We start from the raw sequence: 21,314 nt of genomic DNA, 5'->3' as shown, positions 1-21,314 counted from the left end.
TGCACATTCCACGAATCACTTCGGGCAGAATGGCCGGTTCTCGTCATCTCTCTTCGGCAACACCCTTGACACCTTGCACCTCTTGTATCACTACTTAACCCGCGCATCATTTTTGACAACGTTGTCCATCATGCTTCCGGAAGAGGAAGGCTCGGGATGCAGCGCATACATAGACCCCGGCTCACGCAGCGCCGCAACGCCGCTCTGCTGGCTGTGTCTTCACTGCTCGTCGTCACCGCACACTCGGCAGCCGTAGCACAGCCCGCGAAGGCCGACGCCGCCAAGGACTCCTTCGCGTCGTCCTTCGAGGAGGGCGACGCCCAGCCGGACTGGCGCAATACGGTCGATACCGGACCGGACGGCAAGAAGCGGTCCTCCGGCGTGAACGGCGAGTTCAACGCCGGCATCCCGGGCAATGTCACCGACCGGGTCGTGGAGCTGCGCGCCAGCGACGAGAACGCGGACTCCGGCGAGGGCAAGGAGAACCTGGTCGACGTCCAGTCGAGCACGAAGTGGCTGGCCTTCGAGCCGACCGCCTGGATCGAGTTCGACCTGGACACGCCCGTCAAGGTCCTGACCTACGCGCTGACCTCGGCGAACGACCACGCCGAGCGCGACCCGAAGGACTGGACGCTCAAGGGATCGACGGACGGGAAGGACTGGAAGACCCTCGATACCCAAGTGGACCAGACCTTCGGCGAACGATTCCAGACAAAGTCATACGACTTCGACAATTCCACCGAGTACGCGCACTACCGGCTGGAGATCACGAAGAACAACGGCGCCGGCGACGCCACCCAGCTCGCCGACGTCCAGTTCTCCGACGGCGACACCAACACACCGCCGCCCGCCGATATGCGCAGCCAGATCGACGGCGGCCCCGGCGGCTCCCCCACGGCCAAGTCCAACGCCGGATTCACGGGCAAGCGCGCGCTGGAGTACGCCGGTTCGCACAAGCCCGAGGGGCGCGGCTACTCGTACAACAAGGTCTTCGACGTCAACACCCCCGTGCGCGCGAACACGGAGCTGTCGTACAAGATCTATCCCGCCATGCCGGAGACCGACCTGGGCTACCCGGCCACGAACGTCTCGGTGGACCTCGCCTTCACCGACGGCACCTACCTGAGCGACCTGAGGGCCCTCGACTCGCACGGCGGCCTGCTGACCCCGCAGGGCCAGGGCGCCGCGAAGCGGCTGTACGTGAACCAGTGGAACGCCGTCGCCTCCCGGATCGGCTCCGTCGCCGCCGGCAGGACGGTGGACCGGATACTCGTGGCGTACGACTCCCCCAAGGGCCCGGCGAAGTTCCAGGGCTGGGTGGACGACATCGCGCTGGCGGTGAAGGCGCCCGAGAAGCGCCTCGCGCACCTCTCGGACTACGCGTCCACCACGCGCGGCACCAACTCCAGCGGCTCCTTCTCGCGCGGCAACACCTTCCCGGCCACGGCCGTGCCGCACGGCTTCAACTTCTGGACGCCGGTGACGGACGCGGGGTCGACGAGCTGGCTGTACGAGTACGCGCGCGGCAACAACGGTGACAACCTCCCCACCCTGGAGGCGCTGTCGGCCAGCCACGAGCCGAGCCCCTGGATGGGGGACCGGCAGACCTTCCAGCTGATGCCGTCGGCGGCCGGCGGCACGCCGGACGCGTCGCGCTCCGAGCGCGCGCTGCCGTTCCGGCACGAGAACGAGATCGCCAAGCCGCACTACTACGGCGTGACGTTCGAGAACGGTCTCAAGGCGGAGGTCACCCCGACCGACCACGCGGCGGCGATGCGGTTCACCTACCCCGGTGACGACGCGAGCGTCGTCCTCGACAACATCACCAACGCGGGCGGGCTGACACTCGACGCCGGGAACCGGTCCTTCACCGGCTACTCCGACGTCAAGAGCGGCCTTTCGGCGGGCGCCACACGGCTGTTCGTGTACGGCGTCTTCGACGCGGCGGTCACCGACAGCGGCAAGCTGCCGGGCGGTGGCGGCGAGGACGTCACCGGCTATCTGCGCTTCGACGCGGGCCAAGACCGCACGGTCAACCTGCGGATCGCGACCTCGCTGATCAGCGTCGACCAGGCGAAGAAGAACCTGGCGGACGAGCTGCCGGCCGACCTCGGCTTCGAGCGGGTCAAGAAGAACGCGCAGCGGGCCTGGGACGACATCCTGGGGAAGGTGGAGGTCGAGGGAGCGAACAAGGACCAGCTCACGACGCTCTACTCCAGCCTCTACCGGCTCTACCTGTATCCCAACTCCGGTTTCGAGAACACCGGTACGAAGAAGAAGCCGAGGCAGCAGTACGCGAGCCCCTTCGTACCGAAGATGGGGACCGACTCCCCCACGCACACGGGCGCGAAGATCGTCACGGGTGAGGTGTACGTCAACAACGGCTTCTGGGACACCTACCGGACGACGTGGCCGGCGTACTCCTTCCTGACGCCGAAGAAGGCCGGGGAGCTGGTGGACGGCTTCGTCCAGCAGTACAAGGACGGCGGCTGGATCTCCCGCTGGTCCTCCCCCGGCTACGCCGACCTGATGACCGGCACCAGCTCGGACGTGGCCTTCGCCGACGCGTATGTGAAGGGCATCGACTTCGACGCGAAGGCGGCGTACGAGGCGGCCCTGAAGAACGCGACGGTGAAGCCGCCGAGTGCGGGCGTGGGCCGCAAGGGGATGGAGACCTCGCCGTTCCTCGGCTACGCCTCCACGGAGACCCATGAGGGCCTGTCGTGGTCGCTGGAGGGCTACCTCAACGACTACGGCATCGCGAAGATGGGCGAGAAGCTCTACAAGGAGACGGGCAAGAAGCGGTACAAGGAGGAGTCCGAGTACTTCCTCAACCGCGCGCAGAGCTATGTCTCGCTCTTCGACAAGGAGGCGGACTTCTTCCAGGGCCGCAACCTGAAGGGCGACTGGCGGGTCCCGAGCGACAAGTACGACCCGCGGGTGTGGGGTTACGACTACACCGAGACGAACGGCTGGGGCTACGCCTTCACGGCGGCGCAGGACTCCCGCGGCCTCGCCAACCTCTACGGAGGGCGGGCCGGTCTCGGGGAGAAGCTGGACGAGTACTTCGCGACACCCGAGACCGCGGGCGCCGAGTTCGTGGGCTCGTACGGCGGCGTCATCCACGAGATGACGGAGGCGCGGGACGTCCGGATGGGCATGTACGGCCATTCGAACCAGGTCGCGCACCACGCCACGTACATGTACAACGCGGCCTCGCAGCCCTGGAAGACGCAGGAGAAGGTCCGCGAGGTCCTCGGCCGCCTCTACACCGGCAGCGAGATCGGGCAGGGCTACCACGGCGACGAGGACAACGGCGAGCAGTCGGCCTGGTACCTCTTCTCCGCGATGGGCTTCTACCCGCTGGTGATGGGCAGCGGGGAGTACGCGGTGGGCTCGCCGCTCTTCACGAAGACGACGGTGCACCTGGAGAACGGCAAGAAGCTCGTCGTCTCCGCGCCGAAGAACAGCGACAAGAACATCTACGTGCAGGGTCTGAAGGTCAACGGCAAGGCGTGGAATTCCACTGCGCTGCCGCACGACCTGCTCGCCAAGGGCGGCACGCTGGAGTTCGACATGGGCGCGAAGCCGTCCGCGTGGGGCACCGGCAAGGACGCGGCGCCGGTGTCGATCGCGAAGGACGACAAGGTGCCGTCGCCGCGCGGTGACGCCCTGACCGGGTCGGGCGCGCTCTTCGACAACTCGTCGAAGACGGCGGGCCCGGCGGCGGGCGAGGTGGATCTGCCGGTGTCGTCGGCGACGGAGGCGGTCCAGTACACGCTGACGTCGTCCACGGCGGAGAAGTCGCCGGCCGCCTGGGAGTTGCAGGGCTCGGCGGACGGCGAGAGCTGGAAGACGCTCGACAAGCGGTCCGGCCAGTCCTTCGACTGGGACCAGCAGACGCGGGCGTTCACGGTGACGTCGCCGGGGTCGTACGCGAAGTACCGGCTGGTGACGAAGGGTCAGCCGGAGCTGTCGGAGGTGGAGTTGCTGCGGTAGCCGGGTGACCTGGAGGGTTCCCGGCGTACGACGAGGGGCCGTGTCCCGCGCGCTTTCACGCGTGGGACACGGCCCCTCGTCAACTGCCGCCCGAGTCCGCCGGGGTTGCTCGCGGACCGGACCACGCGTGGATCAGGCCTACTTGCGGATCAGGCTGCGGAGCACGTAGTGCATGATCCCGCCGTTGCGGTAGTAGTCCGCCTCGCCCGGGGTGTCGATGCGGACCACCGCGTCGAACTCCACGCCCGTGTCCGTGGTGACCTTGACGGTCGCCGGGGTCGTGCCGTCGTTGAGCGCGGTGACGCCCGTGAAGGTGAACGTCTCCTCGCCGGTCAGGCCGTAGGACAGGGCCGAACCGCCCTCCGGGTACTGGAGCGGGAGCACGCCCATGCCGATCAGGTTCGAGCGGTGGATGCGCTCGTAGGACTCGGCGATGACCGCCTTGACGCCCAGCAGCGCCGTGCCCTTCGCCGCCCAGTCGCGGGACGAGCCCGAGCCGTACTCCTTGCCCGCGAGGACGACCAGCGGGGTGCCGGCCGCCTGGTAGTTCTGCGAGGCGTCGTAGATGAAGGAGACCGGACCGTCCGCGGCCGTGAAGTCGCGGGTGTAGCCGCCCTCCGTGCCGGGCGCGATCTGGTTGCGCAGGCGGATGTTGGCGAACGTGCCGCGGATCATGACTTCGTGGTTGCCCCGGCGCGAGCCGTAGGAGTTGAAGTCACGCCGCCCGACGCCGTGCTCCGTCAAGTACTTGCCCGCCGGGGTGTCCGCCTTGATCGCGCCGGCCGGGGAGATGTGGTCGGTGGTGACCGAGTCGCCCAGCATGGCGAGCACACGGGCGCCGGTGATGTCGGCGACCGGGGTCGTCTCCATCGTCATGCCCTCGAAGTACGGGGGCTTGCGTACGTAGGTCGACTCCGGGTCCCACTCGAAGGTGTTGCCGGTCGGGATCGACAGCGCCTGCCACTGGGCGTCGCCCGCGAAGACGTCCTGGTAGGACTTGTTGAACATGTCCTCGCCGATGGCGGAGGCGACGACCTCGTTGACCTCGGCCTCGGTCGGCCAGATGTCGTCGAGGTGGACGGGCTTGCCCTCCTGGTCGACGCCGATCGCGTCACGCGTGATGTCGACCTTCATGGAGCCGGCGATCGCGTAGGCCACGACCAGCGGCGGGGACGCCAGGTAGTTCATCTTGACGTCGGGGTTGATCCGGCCCTCGAAGTTGCGGTTGCCGGAGAGGACCGCGGCGACGGCCAGGTCGTTGTCGTTGACCGCCTTGGAGATCTCCTCGTCCAGCGGGCCCGAGTTGCCGATGCAGGTCGTGCAGCCGTAACCGACCAGGTTGAAGCCGAGCTTGTCGAGGTACGGCGTGAGGTTGGCCTTGTCGAAGTAATCGGTGACGACCTTCGAGCCCGGCGCCAGGGTCGTCTTGACCCACGGCTTGCGGGTGAGGCCCTTCTCGACGGCCTTCTTGGCGACGAGCGCGGCGGCGACCATCACGTACGGGTTCGAGGTGTTGGTGCAGGACGTGATCGCGGCGACGGTGACGGCGCCGTGGTCGATCTCGTATGTCGATCCGTCGGGCGTGGTGACCGGGGTCGGGCGTGTCGGCACACCGTTGGCGGAGGCCGGCGAGTCGGAGGCCGGGAAGGACTCCTTGCCCGCCTCCTCGTCGTCCGTCACGTAGTTGCGCACGTCGAGCGCGAACTGCCGCTTGGCGTCGGCCAGGACGATGCGGTCCTGCGGGCGCTTCGGCCCGGCGATGGACGGGACGACCGTGGCGAGGTCGAGCTCCAGCTTCTCGGAGAAGTCGGGCTCGGCTGCCGGGTCGAGCCAGAGGCCCTGCTCCTTGGCGTACGCCTCGACCAGCGCGAGCTGCTGCTCGTCGCGGCCGGTCAGCTTCAGGTACTTGATGGTCTCGTCGTCGATCGGGAAGATCGCGGCGGTCGAGCCGAACTCCGGCGACATGTTGCCGATGGTGGCGCGGTTGGCGAGCGACGTGGCGCCGACGCCCTCGCCGTAGAACTCGACGAACTTGCCGACGACACCGTGCCCCCGCAGCATCTCGGTGATCGTGAGGACGAGGTCGGTGGCGGTGGTGCCCGGGGTCAGCTCGCCGGTCAGCTTGAAGCCGACGACGCGCGGGATGAGCATCGAGACGGGCTGTCCGAGCATCGCGGCCTCGGCCTCGATGCCGCCGACGCCCCAGCCGAGCACACCGAGGCCGTTGACCATGGTGGTGTGCGAGTCGGTGCCGACGAGGGTGTCCGGGTACGCCTGGCCGTTACGGACCATGACGGTGCGGGCCAGGTGCTCGATGTTGACCTGGTGGACGATGCCGGTGCCGGGCGGGACGACCTTGAACTCGTCGAACGCGGTCTGGCCCCAGCGCAGGAACTGGTAACGCTCCTTGTTGCGGCCGTACTCCAGCTCCACGTTCTGCGCGAAGGACTCGGGCGTGCCGAACTTGTCGGCGATGACGGAGTGGTCGATGACCAACTCGGCCGGGGCCAGCGGGTTGATCTTCGCGGCGTCACCGCCGAGCTCCTTGACGGCCTCACGCATGGTGGCGAGGTCCACCACGCAGGGCACACCGGTGAAGTCCTGCATGATCACGCGGGCCGGGGTGAACTGGATCTCCTGGCTCGGCTGCGCCTGGGAGTCCCACCCACCGATCGAGCGGATGTGGTCGGCGGTGATGTTCGCGCCGTCCTCGGTGCGGAGCAGGTTCTCCAGCAGCACCTTCAGGCTGTAAGGGAGGCGCGCTGAGCCCTCGACCTTGTCCAGCCTGAAGATCTCGTACGACTCGTCGCCCACGCGCAGCGTGCTGCGGGCGTCGAAGCTGTTCGCCGACACGACAGTCTCCTTCATGAATGTGCGCGTACTACCGCGCCGCGACGCATGTGCGGCTGACGCCGCGCGGTGCCGCCAACGGGCTGCTCGCCGATCCGCTAAGGTAAGGCTAAGTTAGGCTCGCCTTACTGCCTGGCGGCTGCGGTACGCCTTCGGCAGATATCTCGATGTCGAGATAACTCTAGTACATGACCGCTGCGAGGTCATGCCCGGGCGCCGGTTTCCGCCGCCGCCACTTGAGGACGCGGTACTTGACGTGGGTGGCGCCGGGGGTGTCCACCACGCGGACCGGTTCGAGGTCGTGCGTGTCCGTCCCGAGGTTGTCGAAGAGCCGGAGACCGGCGCCGAGCAGCGTGGGGATCACATGCAGTTGGAGTTCGTCGACGAGGCGGGCCCTCAGATACCGCTGGACGGTGTCGGCGCCGCCGGCGATGTCGACGCTACGGCCGCCGGAGACGGCCTTGGCCCGGTCGAGCGCGCTGTGGATGCCGTCGGTGACGAAGGTGAAACTGGTGCCGCCCTCCTTGACGAGGGTGGACCCCGGCCGGTTGGTCAGCACGAAGACCGGGGCGCGGAACGGCGGGTCCTCGCCCCAGAAGTCCGCCCCGGAGTCGTACATGTGCCGTCCCATGACCACCGCGCCGGTCGTCTCGAACCACTCGCGCATGATGTCGGAGTCCTGGTCGGCCTCACCGCCGGTCATTCCCGAGCGCTCGCGCCAGCTGGACTGGGCGTGGATCCAGCCGCCGATCCGGTCGGCGCCGTGGCCCGCCGGGTTGGCGACGCTGTGGCCGGTGCCCGCGATGTAGCCGTCCAGCGACATGACCATGTCGGCGGTGACGGTGACCGTCATGAGAGTGCTCCTGCCTGTCGGTGCCGCGTTCGCGCACGCACGCGTCCGCGCTGTCGAAAGGACGTCGATCGGCCGCCACCGATCTCGACACGGATCGCCCGCCGTTGCGAGCGACGCGCCGTACGGCTCACCGGGCGCGCCGGAATTGGCCCGGTTCGTAACGGTTCATGGGACAGATCGTAGGGGTGGTCACAGGCTCTGCGTCCGGCCCGACACCAGCGCGGCGAGCGCGCGGTCGAGTCTCGCCGCCCTGACCTCGGGGGTGCGGGCGGTCATCAGGCGGAGCAGCACGCGGTACCGGGTCGACCTGTCCAGCCGCTCGAAAGCCTCCCGCGCCCGGCTGTCACCCTCCAGCGCGGCGATCAGGTCGGGCGGCACGGTCGCGTTCTTCTGCGACTCGTACGCCGCGTCCCACCGGCCGTCCGCCTGCGCCGCCCTTACCTGCGCGAGGCCCGGCTCGCGCAGCCGCCCGGCCTCGATGAGCACCTCGGCCCGTCCGACGTTGACCTTCGACCACACGCTCCTCGGCCGGCGGGGTGTGAACCTCTGGAGATAGTGGTCCGTGTCGTAGGACCTGGCCTGGCCGTCGATCCAGCCGTAACAGAGGCCGGCTTCGACGGCCTGAAGGTAACCGACCGCCGGCCGCGGGCAGTTCTTCTTGCCGATCTTCAGCCAGACGCCGGACTGGAGCGTGTGGTGGTCGGCCAGCCACGCCTCCAGCTCGGCGCCGTCCGCGAACGCGAGGATTTCCACTCCGTCGATCGATTCCATACCGCCACGCTAACCATCATTCAGGTCAGATCCTGTCCTGAATGACCGGACGGACCCCGGTCGGAGCGCGGTCGGAGCCCGGTCGGGAAAGCGTGCGGGGCGGCCGTGCCGTCGTCGGCGGCTCGTGACGCTCCGTCAATGTCCGCACCGGCATACATGCATGGGCGACCACGGGAAACCCGTACTCCCAACGGGACTTCATCCGGTCCGACTTGAGGAGACCACCGTGCCGATCACCTTCCGTAAGAGCATCCGCATCCTGCCGGGCGTACGGCTCAACATCAACAAGCGGTCGTGGTCCATCACCAGCGGCGGCGGAAAGGGCCCACGGCACACCACGAGCAGCACCGGCCGGCGGACCACGTCGATGGATCTGCCCGGCCCCTTCGGCTGGCGCAAGACCACAACCAAGCGCCGCAGCCGCTGAACCGGTCGGGTGAACCCGTCCGGCCGCGCCCCGGTCGCCGACCACCGCGGGCCGGGCCAGGATGGAGGGCGTGGCAGGGGCTCCACGAATGGCGCACCCCACAAGCTCACTCATCTCACATATGAGATAACCTGGCGCCATGGCAGACGACTACCTCGTACGCATCGGCAAGCTCATCCGTGACGCCAGGCAGCACCGGGGCTGGACACAGACACAGCTCGCCGAAGCGCTGGCCACCAGCCAGAGCGCCGTGAACCGCATCGAGCGCGGCAACCAGAACATCAGCCTTGAGATGATCGCGCGCATCGGTGAGGCGCTCGACAGTGAGATCGTGTCGCTCGGATACGCCGGTCCGATGCATCTGCGGGTGGTCGGCGGACGTCGGCTCTCCGGCTCCATCGACGTCAAGACGAGCAAGAACGCCTGTGTGGCCCTGCTCTGCGGCTCGCTGCTCAACAAGGGGCGCACCGTCCTGCGTCGGGTGGCGCGTATCGAGGAGGTCTACCGGCTCCTCGAGGTGCTCAACTCCATCGGTGTACGCACCCGTTGGATCAACGACGGCATGGATCTGGAGATCGTGCCGCCGGCGGAGCTGGACATGGCCGCCATGGACGCGGAAGCCGCCCGCCGTACCCGCTCGATCATCATGTTCCTCGGCCCGCTGCTGCACCGCATGGACAACTTCCTGCTGCCGTACGCGGGCGGCTGCGACCTCGGTACGCGCACCATCGAGCCGCACATGATCGCGCTGCGCCGCTTCGGCCTGGACATCACGGCGACCGAGGGGCTGTACCACGCGGTGGTCGACCGCTCGGCGTCACCCGACCGGCCCATCGTGCTGACCGAACGCGGCGACACGGTCACCGAGAACGCGCTGCTGGCCGCCGCCCGGCACGACGGTGTCACCGTCATCCGCAACGCGTCGTCGAACTACATGGTCCAGGACCTGTGCTTCTTCCTGGACGCGCTCGGGGTACGGGTCGACGGCGTCGGCACGACCACGCTCACCGTGCACGGTGTGCCGAGCATCGACACCGATGTGGACTACTCCCCCTCCGAGGACCCGGTCGAGGCCATGAGCCTGATCGCCGCCGCCGTGGTCACCGAGTCCGAGCTGACGATCCGCCGGGTACCGATCGAGTTCCTGGAGATCGAGCTCGCGGTGCTGGAGGAGATGGGCCTGGACCACGACCGTACGCCCGAGTACCCGGCGGACAACGGCCGTACGCGGCTGGTGGACCTGACCGTACGGCCCTCGAAGCTGGAGTCGCCGATCGACAAGATCCACCCGATGCCCTTCCCGGGCCTGAACATCGACAACGTGCCGTTCTTCGCGGCGATCGCGGCCGTCGCGCAGGGCACGACCCTGATCCATGACTGGGTCTACGACAACCGCGCCATCTATCTGACGGACCTCAACCGCCTCGGCGGCCGGCTCCAGCTCCTGGACCCGCACCGGGTCCTGGTGGAGGGCCCGACCCGCTGGCGCGCGGCGGAGATGATGTGCCCGCCGGCGCTGCGTCCCGCCGTGGTCGTGCTGCTGGCGATGATGGCGGCGGAGGGCACGTCGGTGCTGCGCAACGTGTATGTGATCAACCGCGGTTACGAGGACCTGGCGGAGCGGCTGAACTCGGTGGGCGCGCAGATCGAGATCTTCCGGGACATCTGATTGGCGGAGTGTCGTGCCCCTAGGAGATGAGGGGCAAGACACTCCTAAATGCCTGCTGACCTGCTGTTACGCACTTGCGGGACCCTTCATTGATCATCGCTGTTTTCCATCACCTTGTGCAACGCACGTGCAAGATGATCTTAAATTGGTGACGATGCATCAGAGATATCTGAGTATCCGTCAGCCTTCACGGAGAGTGCTCGCCAAAGGGGCCTCGCAATGTCCGCACCGACGGTGCCACTGGCGTTCCTGAGATTCAGAGTTCAGTCCTCGCCGCGCACGCGCATCAAGCGCACTACACCGCTACGGCCAGTTCCAGCCCGGACCTCCACGCGCACCGGCCAGCAGGTCGCCGAGCTCGTTCGCGCTGGAACTGCGGCTCACCACCGGAACACTGCGCGCCAAAATCTTCGTACGGCCCGACATGTACGACAGCGCGCCCAAAGCGTTCGCGGACGCCTCCAAACTCGGCGCGAACGCGACCAACCTCAGCTGGAGCCGCGAGAACCTCTACGGGCTCCTCTTCCACCAGCTCGGCAACTACGACGGTCCCGAGGCGAAGAAGTTCCGCGAGGCGACGGGAGAGTGGCGCGCGGAGGGCGACGGACGGTATCTGCCCCCGGTGGCGCTCCTCGCCGACCAGAAGCGGCAGGAAGAGGTCTTCATCAGCCTTGCGGGGCCGTTCATGGGCAAGGACCGGCGTAAAGGCCACACCTACACCTGGATTCCGAACCATCTGCAGGACGGCAACGCCCAGGTGAGCCCGCGGACCCGGCTGTCCAGCCTGGGCAAGGCGGCGCGGCTGACGGGCGAGCGCTGGGCCGGGCATCCTGTGCCCCTGCACTACGAGGCCATCTCCGAAAGCCTAAGCACTGCCTCCGCTATCCGCGTGGCCGAACTCAAGGACGATCTTGGGTGGGCGGCGCTCGCCGTCGAACAACTCGAAGGCAACCAGTTCCCGATGGAGGCGACCACCGTGCACTACGCCTGGCACGTGGGATCGCTCGCCTCGAAGGTGCGGGCCCTGCTGGAGAGCGAGAAGGGAGGCAGCAGCCCGCACAACATCGACGATCCCGTGGCACTCCTCGAGGAGCTCGACGACCTCGGCATCGTGACCAGGCGGGGCACGGACACCGTCGACCTGCCCGACATCTACCGCCTCGCCTTCGGCATCAGCCGCCGGGGCGGTGTGCCCCGGATGCCCGTGTGACGGCGGGCGGCAGCCGTCCCGTGACGCGGAGCGCGCTCAGCCGGCCGCCGCCACCGTCCTACGGGCCGAGTCACACGCTCAGCGTCCCTCGCGGCGCTGCGCGTTCCGCTGCGCCTGCGGCGGCTCCTCACCGCTGAGCGCCGCGAGCACCAGATTGCGCTGGCCTCGGAAACTCCGGATCACCTGCTGGCGGACGAGATCGGTGCTCGTGCCGGTCGTACCGATCTGGCCCGTTTCCACGAGGCGCGCGAACAGGGTGTTGTCGAGGTAGCCCGGGACGTTCTTGAAGCCGAAGCGCAAAGCGCCGTTGTTGCCGTCCTTCAACCGGGCGTCGTCACTCAGCGACTCGAACTGTCGGCGGGAGAAGTACATCCCGTGGATCATCTCGTTGGTGTGCGGAAGCACGGAACGCGGATGGCAGAGCTTGATCCAACTCGGGCTGGCGTCCAGTCGTTGCTCCCCACCCACACCGGCCTGCGACTCCGCATAGCGGTCCAGGCTCCGCATCCGGAGCAGCTCCTTGGCAAGGTTCCGGTCGCTGTTCGGGTAGTAGAAGCCCCCTCGTTCCGCGTTGAGCTTCTTGTACTGCACGAAGACGAGGCTGTGGCGCGAGACGTTGTAGAAAATGATGTCGCAGCCGAGAAGTCGCTCCGCCGGAGTGCGGTTGGCGTTGACCACCAGGAGGGTCCGGTCGTACTCACGGAACTCGCGCCACGCCACGTGGTTGGTCTCTTCGCTGATCCACCCCAGCATCGTGCGGGTGTCATGGTTGACCAGATGGTCCTCGAGCGCCGGTTGATCGCCCATCATGAGGTCGAGGAACAGAGGCGGCATCCTGTCGTCGTAAAGCTCTTCGGCCGGGGGATCCCATTCGGCGAGGCGAGGGACTCGAAAGCCTGCCATGCGCGTAACGGCGAGGGTGGCGTCGCGTTGCAGCGCCAGCTCTTGCCCCGCGCGCTTGTTTCCGAAGTCCCACGGGGCGGTGGCGTCCTCGATCATGTTGACGACTGCGCCCAGTTCGGGCCGGAGTTCGATCAGCAGGGCCCGTATCGCCTCGCCCGTCCTCTTGGTCTGCTGTCCCTCCTCGACGAGGTGGCGCTGGAGACGCGAGGGCAAGCCGGCAAGGAGTTCACGGAGGGGAAGAGGCCGTGGGAGCTCGCGGACGTAAGTAACACGGAGTTGCTGTTCCTTGTCCGCTGCCTTTTTACCTCTGGAAGACCTCCCCAGGCGAGTGATCATGAACTGTCCGTAGGAGTCGGCAGTTGCTATCAGAAGCAGATGTCTACCCTTGGGCCACAAGTCGCTTGGCCGCGTAACCGTCCACTCCCAGTCGTGTCGCCGAGATTGGTGAAGCTCCTCGAGAGTCTTGAGGTACGGGTACTCGTAATCACGGCACTTGATGATCGCAACCATGGACGCATTTTTACCGGGCCCGCAGACTGACCGCTCCGCTTCCGCCTTCTACGCCGATTCCTGGAGGAACCCCCTCCAGGTAGGCCAGTTCACCATCGTTGCGCAGCGCCTCGACCGGGTTGCCGTCCAGATGCGGGTCCTGGAGGCGGAACTCCGCCGGGCACAGCGGCCACAGGCCGTGCGAGCCCTTGTCCGGACGGCGGGAGGCGGCTTCGAAGAGCCGGCGCACCCCTGACACGACACGACCTGTCGCTTTGCCACCTCAGCCGGTAGAGGCACGGAAGTCCAGCCAGCCTTCCTTGGCCTCGCTCAGCGACTGGCGCAGATCAATCTCCGACTCCTCGGTCGGTCCGACCCCCTTGCCGTCGGCCCTGTACAGCCGGTCGTCGGAAGAGAGGAAATAGGCGTCCTCACCCGCCGGGACGCCGGTGAATGCCGTGTACGCGAGGCAGTCGCCGGCAGCGTCGCCGTACTCGGAGGACAGAATCTCTCCGCCCTGTCCGTGGCCGGTCGCCAGGACTTGCTTGTCCTCTCCGAGCAACTTTTCCGTGACGCCGCACTTTTCGCATGACAGGTTCCGTTGCCCTCGTCCACGAACAAGGGCGGCGCCGAGCACGCTGTAGCTGCGTGCGGTGAAGGGAGTCCTGTCCACCCATGGTTCCCGCACGGCGAGTATCGCGCCGACGCCACCGACGGCCACCAGGGCTGTCAGACCAATCACCATGAACCGTTTCGGTCTCCGGGCCACCTCCGGTTCAGGCACCTTGGAGAAAGGTATCGATCGTTCGACTGACATGATCACTTACCGGCCCCGGTTGCGGGTTCGAGTCTGTCCGGCCAGCCGGTGAGGACTCCGGTGTCCCGCAGCAGGTACAGGTCGGACATCAGTCGGGGAGGGGCGCCGCCCGCGCGCGGCGACCAGCCAAAAAAGCCGGCGGCTGCGGCGACGGCCTGTTCGGCATTGAGCAAACCGGGCCGGTCCTCGACGAGGCCGAGAAGCGCCCTTTGCCGCTCGGCGGGTGAGACGTGTTCGGCCGGGCGTTTGGTGAGGCCAGGAAGCGGCCAACGCGCGTAGGTGCAGGTGCGGTCGGGCAGATCGAAGAAGCCGTTCGTTTCGCTGACACGTTCTTCGGCGACCAGCCGGTCCGCGGCGTCTTCCACCCGCCCCCTGATGCGTGCGGGCTGAGGCTCGTAGAGCAACTCGCCCAGGTGACGCACCAGGACTTCACGGTGGATCGGTCCCTCGGCCTCCACGAGCCGGTGGACGGCATCTTGCATCGGCGGCCTGGGGATCCCGCCGCGTCGGCTCGCGGTCCTCGGGTCTAGGTCTGCGATGTCAGCCGGCTGGTACGGGACCGCCCAGTCGCCGTGTTGGTGGGCGACGGCGGATTTACGGGGTGACACAGGAGATCGGTTCCTTCTTCGCGGTGGAAGCGGTCATGTAGGCGTCGAGTCCCGCCGCCGCCAGCGGGGCCAGCGGGTGGCGCTCGGGCCGGCGGTGAAGGCGGAGCAGGACGTGGTCGTCGTCGACGAGACAGTCCGTGTACGGCAAGGTGCGCGAAAGAAGCTGGGCGAAGTCGTCGCAGGCAACACCCACGTCGATGCCGGGCAGCCCGATCCACAGGTGGAGGGTGCCGTCCTGAACGGTCAGCTCGATGTCGATCCGGGTTCCGGCGGCTGCGGCGGCCTCGCCGCACCAGGTCAGCGTCTCGCGCAGGGCACTCAGGTGGACGGGCAGGGGCAGGAAGCTTTCCAGCCGCATATCGTCGCGGACGGTGACGCCGGTGTGCGGTGCCTGGTCTCGCCACCAGTCCTGGACGACATCGCGTACAGAGGCGGTCCGAGGTCCCGTGGCGAGTGCGCGCCGAACGGCATCGGCGGCATGCCGCCGCACTGCGTCGGCCGTGACGGTGCCCGCGTCCGCCGCCATCCGGCGGAGCAGGGAGCGCGGTCCGCGCCGGGCATCGTCGATGACCTTGCGGTACAACTCCCGTAGTGCCTCGGACACTTCGAGTGCCTTGGTGCCGTCCGTCCCCAGAAGGACCGTGATGCGATCGGACCAGGTGAGGAAGGCTTCGGTGTCACCGGTGACGAGGAGGTCCGTGCCGAGTTCGCCGCGGGACACGATGCGTGTGCGCTGCCGCTCTGTCGTCTGGCCGAGTCCGTCGAGCTGGGCACGGAGGAGGTAGGTCAGCAGACCACGTTCGGGGTCTGTGAGGGCTTCCACGAGGTCGTCGGCCGGAGCGGCGAGGATGTCGAGCACCTCCTGGGCGACTGCCCGGTCGGCGTCGGTCTTGGAGCCCGGTCCCTCAGGAGCCACGGTCCACCGCTGAGTGCGGCCGCGGGCATCGCACAGAACAAGGGTCGAGGTGAAGGACTGCATGTGATCCAGGCCGGTGAGCTGGTGCTCGAACGTATACGTCATCCCAAAGGCGCTCGCGAGGTAGTTAAGGACGGTTGTCGGGTCGTGCCGGTGTTCGAGTTCGGTGAGCCAGTCGTCCAGGACGACCGGGCGGCGACGTAGCAGCCGGGGCCCATGGGCGCGCCATGCCGCCGCGACGACGGCCTGGGCGCCGTCAGCGGCCATGCCGATCCGCTGCTTGTCCGCCCCGTGCCCCGCCAACACACCTTCGGCGATGGCGAGGGCAGCACCGAGGCGTACGGTGTCCTCGTTGGCGGGGGTGTGAATACGGGCCTCGTCCTCGTCCGGCACCAGCCCATGTACGAGGACACGGCGGGTTTTGGTGAGCGTGCTCAAATGGTCTAGGACCACTGAACCGTGATGGGCGAGCAGTTGGTTGTCGCGCTGCCGGGCAGCGGTCGCCGCGGGGGCATTCTCGTAGACGTACGAGGAGTGGGTGAGCGCCTGAGTCAGCAGCCCGCGTGCCTGGTCGCCGCTCAGTTCGAACATGGCGAGCAGGTCGGCGACAGCGTCCTGGTGTGCCGGGTGCGCGGTCCGGTACGAGCGCGGCGGCTCGGTGGGCCCTGCGGTCGCGGCGGCTCCCGGACGGGTGGCAGCGGAGACCTTCGCGTCGGTCGGCGGGTGATCACGCAGCAGGGCACGGGATGCGGCTGCCCGTGCGGTTTTCTTGTTCGCTCCAGTGCCCACCGCCACGCGGCCGGTGCGGGTGCGTGCGGTGGCGAGGAAGGTCTTGCTGTGGTCCGGGCCGTCCTCGTCGTACTCGAACGTCAGGCCTTCCTTGGCGAAGACCTCCTGCGCCTTGGTGGTGGGGTCCGCTCCACCGGCCTCGTCGACTGGCTGGTCGAGGCCGTCACAGACGGCCTCGACCAGCCGCCGGGCGGTCTCGTGAGCGCCGAGCAGGCTGAGGGTGCCGAGGATCTGCCGGGCGACGGTCTCCGCGACGGACGGCGCGGGACGCTGGGCCTCGCCGCTCCCCATGCGGACCAGCCCGCATCCCATGGCCCACTGGCCGAGGGCGCGCGCGCCGACCGTCCAGCGTCGGTTGTGCTCGGCCGACTGCGTCCCCACCTTCTCCGGCCGCTGGGACTTGGTGTACGCGTCGAGCAGGACGACGGCGAGCGTGGTGCGTCCGAGCCGGTCGAGCATGCCTAGCACCAGAGGGCTGACGGCCGCCTCGGACAGTCCGCTCTCATAGAGGTGGCTGCGGTGCGAGGACGCGAGCCCGAGCCAGGCCGTCGTCTCGGAGCCGGCCGCCCAATTCCCGGCCTTCTCCTGTACGACCGCGCGCACGACCTCTCCGAAGGTGCCGACGAGGGCGGCGGGTGGCTCGCACAGCGCGGGACGGTCGATGTCGCGGACCTCCAGTTGCCGTGCGACGCGGGCGTACGGTTCGACCCTCTCGGGCGGCGGGCGGTGGCCGGCCTTGGGCTGTGCGGGCCGGATGTCCCGGACTGCCGGGCGCTTGCTCCGGCGTGGTGGCGGCACTGGTACTCGGTGGCGGTCGGAGCGCTGGGGCTTCCGCGCCGAGAACCGCTTGATCCGCCCGCCGACCGCCCTGCTCGGGGCGTTCCTGCCGTCTAAAACGTCCTGGAGCTCGGCCATGAGCCAGAAGGGCAGCCCGGCCGGTGGTTGTCCTCCGTCGAAGAAGTCTCCCGCCAGTTCGACGCAGTACGTGTACCGCTCCCACTCGTAGTGACGCGCGTGCTCCTGCCCCAGTGTGCGCAGCGCCGCCCGCATCCGCGCGTACGGCACGTCCCTGCTGCCCAGCCGGTAGGACGTGCGTCTGCGCGCGGCCTCGATGGCGAGCGCGATGCGGTGCACAGGCGTCGGCGCTGAGGGCTCCCTCAACGCGACGATGCCGACCCAACGGTTCATAGCCCCTCCCCCCGACCGGGTGGCGCGGCCCGCAGCGACTGCCAAGCGCGGCTGTGCGCTCCCCGGCGGTGTGCGGGCCGACCCTCCCCGGCCTGTCCTTTCCCCTCCTGCCGCCGTGCGCCATCCCTGCGGATGATCACGGCGGGACTCCCCTGATCAGCGTAAGTCGCTGCATATTCGTTTGGCAGGAGTTCGGGTGAGTCTTCCGGATGGGACGAACGACTCGTGCAGTCGGCGGCCCGGGGTGCGGCGTGTGTCCTGACACCGCTGGGTCACCCTCACCACGCTCACCCACGCTTTCCTGACCACGTCCACGCGGACGCGCCGGCCGCCCGTGGCCAAACAAATTGATACCGCTCTCTTGCAACGAGACCAGCATCTGTTCAACACGCTCGTCGTCCGACTCGTCTACGGCACAGCCCACCGGCTCGATTGGTCCCACTGGCGACGTCGTCACCAAGCCCGTGCCCAGCCAGTCACTACCGGTGACAAGCCGCTCATGCATGAAACTCACGCTCTACAACTGGAGTTCTCAACCGTTCCTCGAAGGTGACGATGGGGCTGCGCCGCGGCACTCCGTAAGGAACCCCCCGTCCAGGTAAGCCAGTTCACCATCGTTGCGTAGCGCCTCGACCTGGCTGCCGTCCAGATGCGGGTCCTGGGTGCTGGACTCCACCGGGCACAGCAGCCACAGGCCGTGCGGGCCCTCGTGCGGGCGGCGGGCGGCGGCCTGGAGGGCGACCAGGAACGCACGGCCGCCCTCGTCCCAGTAACGGGAGACCAGGCCCGCATCGTGGAGGAAGAGAACCGTGCGCGGCTCGGAAGCACGGGAGTCGAGGTCCTCTACGACACGCTGCCACACGACACGGACGAAGGTGGCGAGGCCTGGCTTGATGCGGCCTGGGGCGGAGGCGGCATCGGCGCGGAGGACCACCTGCCAGTCCTGGCCCTTCTCCGCCGTGAGCCGCCTGAACTCCCGCAGGAACAAGGCCCCCAAGTCGACCGGAACGACCGGGAAGCGAGCAGCCACCGTCTCGGCCGTGCCCGGCAGGCGGGCCACCTTGACCGTGAGCGCGAGGAAGCCGCCGCGGTGGGCGCTCTCGGCGAGCCGCTCGCGCAGTGCGCCGTGCGGGTCGGCGGGCACGCGGCGAAGGTGCGCACGGACCGGGGGCAGCATGCTCGTGTGCGAGCCGGTGGAGGACCAGGGGCCGGTCGATTTCGGCACCGGGAAATAGAGGCGTCCCGCCTCGTCGTTGTGCCGGAGGTCGAAGCGAGCCGCTTGAAGGGCGTCCTCCAGGACGACGTGCGTGGGCTCCCGGACATCGGCCAGGACGTCCAGATCCGGGAAGCGGGCCCGGACCCGGGCGGCGAGTTCCGTCGCGGTGATGCCACGGTCGGCACGCATCCCAGCCCCCGCCTGCGAGATCCGCAGCGCGCGTTCCAGGCTCAGGTCACGCCGGTACAGCTCGAGACGGGGCTGTACTCGACCTGTGCTGCCACGGCGGCGCGGAGCGCCACCAGTCGGGTGTCGGCGAGCGGCGCGAAGCACTCCGGGGCCGGTACCGCACGCAGTTCCCGCACCACCTCGGCGCGGCCCGGGAGGGGCTCACGGCCGGCGAGCTTCTCCGCGCTCGTTCCGAGGGCCGCGGCGTAGTCCGCCAGTTCGTGGGGGTTCGGGTCGTCGGTGCCGGGCAGGGACCCCGCCGCCAGCAGCACCGTGTCACCGCGCCGGTGCACGGCGAGCCGGGGCTCGTGCCCCTCCTCCTCGCGGGTCTCCGCCTCGACGGCGGCCCGGACGACGGCCAGTGACCTGGCCAGTACACGTTCAGGTGTGTCGTCCTGGGCACCGTGGAGAGCACGCAACTCCTGCGCGGCCTCGGGGGCGGTCATCACGCGGCCGAAGTTCGCGACGATCTCAACCAGTTCGGTGCACACCGGCCGCAACCACTCGGCCTCCGCCCACCGTTTGATCTCGGCTCGATGGTGACGGGAGACCGGCGGCTGCTTGATGTCGAGGTGGTCGGCGATCCGCGCCTGGACGGGCCAGGCACCCAGTGCTGAGAGGCCGCCGTCCTCGGGCGGCAGCCCGAGCGTGAGCCGTACGACGTCGACGCGGTGCGAGCTCTTGCGGCCGGGCGCCGGGGTCAACAGCCCTGCCATGTCGTCGACCGACAGGATGCCGGTGACGCCCGCTTCCGGGCCCCCCTCCTTCACGGAGGCGGCGGACTTGAGCACGGCAGCCGCGGCGGGCTTCCCGCGCAGTGCCGCCGCCCACTGACTGCGACGGCGGTTCAGCTCCTTGCGGACCAGCGGACCGGCGCCGCGGGTCTTGTGGATGACCGACGGCTGGATCTCCAGCAGCTGCCCGACCGTTGTTGCGCCGAGGCCCGCGGCCACCGTGACCGCGCGTGGCGACAGACCGGCGACTTCCAGCTCCGTCTCCGCGCCGGCTGCCAGGGCTGCGCGGTCCCGTGCCTGCTCCGCGTCCTCCCCCTCGGAACCCACGGTGGACGGGGTCGTCGGCGGCAGGTCGCTGTCGGCGTCCCGGAACACCTTCTGCCAGGCGTCCTTCATCTGCCGGAGGGTGTCGAAGCGGTGCTCGATGTCGCGGTGCAGGGCGCGCCGGAAGAAGGCGGTCAGGCCCGACTGCAAGAGGCGGTGGAAGAGTTCACCGGCAATGTGCAGTTCGGCGGACTCGTTGGTGAGCGGGTCGGTGCGCCCGTCGCCCCACAACGGCCGCTCGCCGCTCGCCATCTCGTGCAGGGTGACGGCCGCGGCATAGCGCCCGGCCGTTTGCCTCGGCGGGGCAGGACCTTCACGGACTCGAGGTGGTGCTCCAGCTGGACCGGACGGTGTGAGTCGAGCGGATTCGCGAGGAGGTCAGAGAGCTACTCCGTCCCGCACAGCGGTGAGCGGAAGGTCTCGTCGAGGGAGATGCATCCAGCCCTCGACCGCGGCCATGGCATGCTCCTCCTCAGTGGTCGGCGAATGGGTCATCCCACACGCTGCGGCCCGTGCGACGACCGCCGAGATCAGGGCGTCCAGGTCGTGGTCGCTGGCCACACACCGGACACGAACCCGGTCGGACAGGTCCAGGTCTAGGCCGGCCTCGAGACCGGCAAGAATCCGGGACCGCGCAGCCGTGGCGTCCTTGCCCTTATAGGTCCCCTCCGGGGCGAGTCCCCACTGGATCAGCGCGAACGCCGGGTAGACCTCGACAACTGGACCCGAGCCGTCGCGCGGTATCGCCGGACCGCCCTCGGCCAGCCGAGCCAGCAGGCCGACCGCGCGGATGGCGACGATGCCGAGCTTGTCGGCCGACACCGACAGCGGACGCTGCTTGCCCGCCCCAGTGCGCTTCCACGCCACGTCATCGGTCAGCCGGTGAGTGAAGGTATTGCCGAGTCCGGGGCGACCGTCGGCGCACGCTGCGTGGTTAGCGAGCGCAGGTAGCTCGACACCGGTCCGGTGCGCAGTGAGCAGGGCTGTGAAGGCAACCGGCCAGCCCAGGGGCGAGTCCAGCCCCGTCATGTCCGCGGACCGCATCGCTGCCAACAGGTCGTCGTCGTGTTTCGCGGGAAGCAGTTCAGCCGTAGGTCGCCGACCCCACGTCACGCGGCACACGCCTGTAGTTCCGGTGCGCCCGGCCAGATCAACGCCCACTGTCACCATGGCGCCGTCCTCCACTACATCGTCAGCCTGCGCTATCACGGGCTTCACCTGCATCTGGAACTCCCCTCCGTGTCCTGTCCGGGTTGTGCACGGATCAGTCACAGCGGCGCTGACCCATGGCGGTGGTCGCAGCGGCACAGAGTCCGACTCGGC

At 68.4% G+C, this 21,314-nt stretch carries 15 protein-coding genes and 1 pseudogene; 5 read left to right on the top strand and 11 right to left on the bottom strand.

Annotated features, from left to right (window positions below; all coding sequences use genetic code 11):
- Window positions 1-156: 156 nt before the first annotated feature.
- The gene (locus tag SSPS47_RS27645; RefSeq protein WP_164253324.1) at window positions 157-3,999 is read left to right on the top strand and encodes a GH92 family glycosyl hydrolase; all 3,843 of its coding nucleotides are present in this window, start codon (window positions 157-159) and stop codon (window positions 3,997-3,999) included.
- Window positions 4,000-4,137: 138 nt separating this feature from the next.
- On the opposite strand, the gene acnA is transcribed toward SSPS47_RS27645, so the two are convergent.
- From acnA to SSPS47_RS27630, 3 genes are all read right to left on the bottom strand, one after another.
- Window positions 4,138-6,852 (bottom strand): aconitate hydratase AcnA, encoded by a 2,715-nt coding sequence (acnA, locus tag SSPS47_RS27640; protein WP_164255075.1) that lies wholly within the window; start codon window positions 6,850-6,852, stop codon window positions 4,138-4,140.
- A gap of 178 nt (window positions 6,853-7,030) precedes the next feature.
- Window positions 7,031-7,702, bottom strand: a complete 672-nt coding sequence (locus SSPS47_RS27635; RefSeq protein WP_164253323.1) for a dihydrofolate reductase family protein — start codon at window positions 7,700-7,702, stop codon at window positions 7,031-7,033.
- Between the two features lie 189 nt (window positions 7,703-7,891).
- Entirely contained in the window at window positions 7,892-8,473 is a 582-nt protein-coding gene (locus SSPS47_RS27630; protein ID WP_164253322.1) for a YdeI/OmpD-associated family protein, read from the bottom strand.
- Window positions 8,474-8,699: 226 nt separating this feature from the next.
- Here SSPS47_RS27630 and SSPS47_RS27625 point away from each other — a divergent pair, with 226 nt between their 5' ends.
- From SSPS47_RS27625 to SSPS47_RS27615, 3 genes are all read left to right on the top strand, one after another.
- A complete protein-coding gene (locus tag SSPS47_RS27625; RefSeq protein WP_147875161.1) occupies window positions 8,700-8,900 on the top strand; it encodes a DUF4236 domain-containing protein in 201 nt (66 codons plus the stop codon).
- A 139-nt stretch (window positions 8,901-9,039) separates the two neighbouring features.
- Entirely contained in the window at window positions 9,040-10,569 is a 1,530-nt protein-coding gene (locus tag SSPS47_RS27620; RefSeq protein WP_164253320.1) for a UDP-N-acetylglucosamine 1-carboxyvinyltransferase, read from the top strand.
- Window positions 10,570-10,993: 424 nt separating this feature from the next.
- Entirely contained in the window at window positions 10,994-11,779 is a 786-nt protein-coding gene (locus tag SSPS47_RS27615) for a hypothetical protein (RefSeq protein WP_164253319.1), read from the top strand.
- Between the two features lie 78 nt (window positions 11,780-11,857).
- On the opposite strand, the gene SSPS47_RS27610 is transcribed toward SSPS47_RS27615, so the two are convergent.
- The 5 genes from SSPS47_RS27610 to SSPS47_RS27585 form a co-directional block, all read right to left on the bottom strand.
- Window positions 11,858-13,018 (bottom strand): hypothetical protein, encoded by a 1,161-nt coding sequence (locus SSPS47_RS27610; RefSeq protein WP_164253318.1) that lies wholly within the window; start codon window positions 13,016-13,018, stop codon window positions 11,858-11,860.
- A gap of 184 nt (window positions 13,019-13,202) precedes the next feature.
- Entirely contained in the window at window positions 13,203-13,430 is a 228-nt protein-coding gene (locus SSPS47_RS27605; protein ID WP_164253317.1) for a hypothetical protein, read from the bottom strand.
- Window positions 13,431-13,454: 24 nt separating this feature from the next.
- The gene (locus tag SSPS47_RS27600; protein ID WP_164253316.1) at window positions 13,455-13,988 is read right to left on the bottom strand and encodes a hypothetical protein; all 534 of its coding nucleotides are present in this window, start codon (window positions 13,986-13,988) and stop codon (window positions 13,455-13,457) included.
- 2 nt (window positions 13,989-13,990) lie between these two features.
- Complete coding sequence (locus tag SSPS47_RS27595; protein ID WP_164253315.1) at window positions 13,991-14,446, bottom strand: hypothetical protein; 456 nt, start codon at window positions 14,444-14,446, stop codon at window positions 13,991-13,993.
- Window positions 14,447-14,582: 136 nt separating this feature from the next.
- On the bottom strand, window positions 14,583-17,489 hold the full coding sequence (locus SSPS47_RS27585) for a putative dsRNA-binding protein (protein ID WP_239065076.1): 2,907 nt from the start codon (window positions 17,487-17,489) through the stop codon (window positions 14,583-14,585).
- Window positions 17,490-17,733: 244 nt separating this feature from the next.
- Here SSPS47_RS27585 and SSPS47_RS35670 point away from each other — a divergent pair.
- A pseudogene (locus SSPS47_RS35670) lies at window positions 17,734-17,978 on the top strand (IS701 family transposase); the annotation flags it as partial.
- Window positions 17,979-18,021: 43 nt separating this feature from the next.
- Here the strand turns inward: SSPS47_RS35670 and SSPS47_RS27580 are convergent.
- The 3 genes from SSPS47_RS27580 to SSPS47_RS27570 form a co-directional block, all read right to left on the bottom strand.
- Window positions 18,022-18,894 carry a hypothetical protein gene (locus tag SSPS47_RS27580; protein WP_164253314.1) on the bottom strand — a complete coding sequence of 291 codons (873 nt, stop codon included), beginning with the start codon at window positions 18,892-18,894 and terminating at the stop codon, window positions 18,022-18,024.
- 41 nt (window positions 18,895-18,935) lie between these two features.
- Window positions 18,936-20,243, bottom strand: coding sequence for a hypothetical protein (locus SSPS47_RS27575; protein ID WP_164253313.1), 1,308 nt, complete (start codon window positions 20,241-20,243; stop codon window positions 18,936-18,938).
- A 126-nt stretch (window positions 20,244-20,369) separates the two neighbouring features.
- Window positions 20,370-21,215: a DUF429 domain-containing protein gene (locus SSPS47_RS27570; protein WP_203183152.1), complete on the bottom strand. Its 846-nt coding sequence runs from the start codon at window positions 21,213-21,215 to the stop codon at window positions 20,370-20,372.
- Window positions 21,216-21,314: the final 99 nt, after the last annotated feature.

The sequence above is a fragment of the Streptomyces sp. S4.7 genome (assembly GCF_010384365.1).
In the GTDB taxonomy this organism is placed as follows: Bacteria; Actinomycetota; Actinomycetes; order Streptomycetales; family Streptomycetaceae; genus Streptomyces.
Note: the sequence above shows the minus strand (reverse complement) of the source record. Positions and strands in the feature narration are given on the sequence as shown.

What these genes read in the sequence shown, in the direction of transcription:
- SSPS47_RS27585 (WP_239065076.1), bottom strand. Translation starts at nt 17,489, where the DNA reads ATGAACCGTTGGGTCGGCATCGTCGCGTTGAGGGAGCCCTCAGCGCCG.
- SSPS47_RS27620 (WP_164253320.1), top strand. Translation starts at nt 9,040, where the DNA reads ATGGCAGACGACTACCTCGTACGCATCGGCAAGCTCATCCGTGACGCC.
- SSPS47_RS27610 (WP_164253318.1), bottom strand. Translation starts at nt 13,018, where the DNA reads ATGATCACTCGCCTGGGGAGGTCTTCCAGAGGTAAAAAGGCAGCGGAC.
- SSPS47_RS27575 (WP_164253313.1), bottom strand. Translation starts at nt 20,243, where the DNA reads ATGGCGAGCGGCGAGCGGCCGTTGTGGGGCGACGGGCGCACCGACCCG.
- SSPS47_RS27635 (WP_164253323.1), bottom strand. Translation starts at nt 7,702, where the DNA reads ATGACGGTCACCGTCACCGCCGACATGGTCATGTCGCTGGACGGCTAC.
- SSPS47_RS27570 (WP_203183152.1), bottom strand. Translation starts at nt 21,215, where the DNA reads ATGCAGGTGAAGCCCGTGATAGCGCAGGCTGACGATGTAGTGGAGGAC.
- SSPS47_RS27630 (WP_164253322.1), bottom strand. Translation starts at nt 8,473, where the DNA reads ATGGAATCGATCGACGGAGTGGAAATCCTCGCGTTCGCGGACGGCGCC.
- SSPS47_RS27600 (WP_164253316.1), bottom strand. Translation starts at nt 13,988, where the DNA reads ATGTCAGTCGAACGATCGATACCTTTCTCCAAGGTGCCTGAACCGGAG.
- SSPS47_RS27645 (WP_164253324.1), top strand. Translation starts at nt 157, where the DNA reads ATGCAGCGCATACATAGACCCCGGCTCACGCAGCGCCGCAACGCCGCT.
- SSPS47_RS27615 (WP_164253319.1), top strand. Translation starts at nt 10,994, where the DNA reads ATGTACGACAGCGCGCCCAAAGCGTTCGCGGACGCCTCCAAACTCGGC.
- SSPS47_RS27580 (WP_164253314.1), bottom strand. Translation starts at nt 18,894, where the DNA reads ATGCGTGCCGACCGTGGCATCACCGCGACGGAACTCGCCGCCCGGGTC.